We start from the raw sequence: 3,546 nt of genomic DNA on the forward strand, positions 1-3,546 counted from the left end.
CCGCCGGGTCGGCGCACTGCGTCTCCAGGCCCCAGACCATGACCGCGGCGCGCGTCGCCGCGCTGTGGCGCTTGTGGCGGGTCCAGACGTTCTCCAGCCCCTCCTCTTCCAGCATCTTCACCGCTTCGCGCAGGCCGTAGAGCAGGTTGGTCGCGGGCGTATAGGGGAAGGTGCCGAGCTTGTTGAAGTTGATCACCTCCTGCCAGTCCCAATAGGAGCGCATGCCCGGATTGGCTTTCGCCACGGCCAGCGCCTTGTCCGAGACGGCGTTGAAGCCGAGGCCGGGCGGCAGCATCAAGCCCTTCTGCGAGCCCGCGACCGAGACGTCGATGCCCCAGGCGTCGTGCTCATATTCCATCGAGCCGAGGCCGGAGATGGTATCGACCATCAGCAGCGCCGGATGCTTGACGCGGTCGAGCAGCTTGCGCACCTCCAGCGGCGGCGTCACGCAGCCGGTCGAGGTCTCGTTGTGCACGACGCAGACCGCCTTGATCGCGTGCTGCTTGTCGGCGACAAGACGCTTCTCGATCTCGGCGAGGTCGGCGCCGTGGCGCCAGTCGCTCGGGATGAAGTCGACGTCGAGCTTGAACTTGTCGGCGATGCCGCGCCACAGCACGGCGAACTGGCCGGTCTCGCACATCAGGAGCTTGTCGCCGGGCGAGAACACGTTGACCATCGCCGCTTCCCAGGCGCCAGTGCCGGACGAGGGGAAGATGATCACGGGCTGCTTGGTGCGGAACACCCGCTGCATCGAGGCGAGAACCGCAAAACCGAGCTCGGCGAACTCCGGACCGCGATGGTCCAGCGTCGGCATGTCCATCGCCCGCAGCACCCGGTCGGGCACATTGGTCGGTCCTGGAATCTGTAGGAAATGCCTTCCAGTGTGCACGGTCATCGGCGTCCTTCCCGGTCTTTGAGGCTGTCTTGGCTCGAGCGTCCGAGGGCCCGCATTGGGGGCTCCGGCGAGCCGCTCGCATATCATTATTCCCCGGGCTTGTCCCTCGCCCGGCGGGGTCCGTCAATGCACAAGAAGCAGGGCTCGCTTGCCAAGGGCCGTGACGGGGGGCAAGACGGTGCCGGCGAACGGGCGAGAGCGGACCATGGCGGCGGAAGTGGCTGGAAAATCACCGGAATCGGTCCAAACGGACCGTCTGGCCGCACGTCTGGCCCGGGAAATCACCGGCGACGTCCTGTTCGACCCCTTCAGCCGCGGGCGCTACGCCACCGACGCCTCGTTCTACCAGATCATCCCATCAGGCGTGGTGGTCCCGAAGACCATGGACGAGGCCCTGCGGGCGCTGGCGATTGCCCGCGACGAGGGGCTGAAGGTCACCCCGCGCGGCGGCGGCACTTCGCAATGCGGTCAGACCGTCAATGACGGGCTCGTGGTCGATCTCTCGAAGCACCTCAACCGGATCCTGTCGCTCGACGTCGAGGGCCGCACCTGCGTGGTCGAGCCCGGCATCGTGCTCGACGACCTCAACCGCCAGCTCAGGAAGCACGGCCTGTGGTTTCCGGTCGACGTCTCCACGGCGTCGCGCGCCACCATCGGCGGCATGGCCGGCAACAATTCCTGCGGCGGCCGCAGCCTGCGCTACGGCACCATGCGCGACAATACGCTGTCGATGGAGGCCGCGCTCGCTGACGGCACGCTCAGCCGCTTCGGCGAGATCTCGCGCGATCTCTCCGATGTCGAGGCCAGCGACAGCGCAGGCGCCCTGTTCCGCGACATGCTCGATCTCGGAACCCGTGAGGCCGACGAGATCGCGGCGCGCTTTCCCAAAGTGCAGCGCCGCGTCGGCGGCTACAATCTCGATGCGCTGGTGCCGCGCAATGCGCGCAACAACATGGCGCATCTCCTGGTCGGCTCCGAGGGCACCCTCGCCTTCACCACCAAGGTCGAGCTGAAGCTGTGGCCCGTGATCCGCAACAAGGCCCTCGGCGTCTGCCATTTCGGCAGCTTCTACGAGGCGATGGATGCGGCACAGCATCTGGTCAAGCTGAAACCGATTGCGGTCGAGCTGGTCGACCGCACCATGCTCGCGCTCGGCCGCGACATCGCGATGTTCCGCCCCATCATCTCTGCTGCGATCAAGGGCGATCCTGACGCCGTGCTGGTGGTCGAGTTCGCGGAGGAAGACCAGGCGGATAACCTCGTGCGCCTCAAGCAGCTCGGCGAGCTGATGGGTGATCTCGGCTTCGGCTGGACCAACGAGACGCGCAAATGGGGCGGCGTGGTCGAGATCACGGAGCCGGCGCTGCAGAGCGGCATCGCGGATTTCCGCGCCGCCGGCCTCAACGTCATGATGTCGATGAAGCAGGAGGGCAAGCCGGTCTCCTTCGTCGAGGACTGCGCCGTGCCGCTGCCGCACCTCTCCGACTACACCGCGCGGCTGAACGAAGTCTTCGCCAGGCACGGCACCAGCGGCACGATGTATGCCCACGCCTCCGAGGGCTGCCTGCACGTGCGCCCCGTGCTGAATTTGAAGCTGGAGAAAGACGTCAAGGCGATGCGCGCCATCGCCGAGGAAGCGTTTGCGCTGGTGCGCGAATACAAGGGCTCGCATTCCGGCGAGCATGGCGACGGCCTGGTGCGCTCGGAATTCCACGAGACGATGTTCGGCGAACGTCTCGTCGCAGACTTCAGGGAGGTGAAGCAGCGTTTCGACCCGGAGGGCGTCCTCAATCCCGGCAAGATCGTCGATGCGCCCAGGATGGACGACCGCTCGCTGTTCCGCTTCAAGCCCGACTATGGCGTCGGCGAGTTCAAGACCAAGCTCGACTGGTCCGCCTGGCCCGGCGCCGGCGGCGGCTTCCAGGGCGCGGTCGAGATGTGCAACAACAACGGCGCCTGCCGCAAGCTCGAGGGCGGCGTGATGTGCCCGTCCTATCGTGCGACGCGCAACGAGAAGGATGTCACGCGGGGCCGGGCCAACACGCTGCGGCTCGCGATCTCCGGCCAGCTCGGCGAGGGCGCGCTTTCCTCCGACGAAATGATGGAGACGCTGAAACTCTGCGTCTCCTGCAAGGCCTGCCGCCATGAATGCCCAACCGGCGTCGACATGGCCAAGATGAAGATCGAGGTGCTCGCCGCGCGCGCCGCCAGCCACGGCCTGACGCTGCGCGACCGCTTGGTCGGCTATCTCCCGCGTTATGCCGGCCTCGCCTCGCGCTTGGCGCCGCTGGCGAATTTGCGCAATCGCAGCCCGTTATTGCGAAAACTGTTCGAGCGCTTTGCCGGCATCAGCGCGCGCCGGGCGCTCCCCGCCTTCCGCAGCGACGTGTTTGCGCCGGCGGCGGAAGTGGTTGGACCCGAGACCGGCCGCGAAGTCGTGCTGTTCGCCGACACCTTCAATCGCATCTATGAGCGCGAGAACCTCGACGCCGCGCTGCGCGTGCTGACAGCTGGCGGCTATCGCGTGCATCTGCCGAAGCCTGCGCGCGGCAGCCGTCCTCTGTGCTGCGGCCGCACGTTCCTCTCCGCCGGTCTCGTCGACGAGGCCAGGGCCGAGCTCGATCGTCTCGTGGCCGCTTTCGCGCCTTTCG

General features: G+C 66.9%; 2 protein-coding genes. One reads left to right on the forward strand and one right to left on the reverse strand.

Translation table 11 applies throughout. From position 1 onward, the window contains the following. The coding region (locus MOV75_RS31180) for an alanine--glyoxylate aminotransferase family protein (RefSeq protein WP_247007237.1) at positions 1-895 on the reverse strand (895 nt) is incomplete at its 3' end. Positions 896-1,100: 205 nt separating this feature from the next. Between MOV75_RS31180 and MOV75_RS31185 the strand changes: the two genes are divergently transcribed. Continuing rightward, positions 1,101-3,546: FAD-binding and (Fe-S)-binding domain-containing protein (locus tag MOV75_RS31185; protein ID WP_247007239.1), on the forward strand; the 2,446-nt coding region annotated here is incomplete at its 3' end.

Source organism: Bradyrhizobium sp. PRIMUS42 (assembly GCF_023006515.1).
Lineage (GTDB): Bacteria > Pseudomonadota > Alphaproteobacteria > Rhizobiales > Xanthobacteraceae > Bradyrhizobium.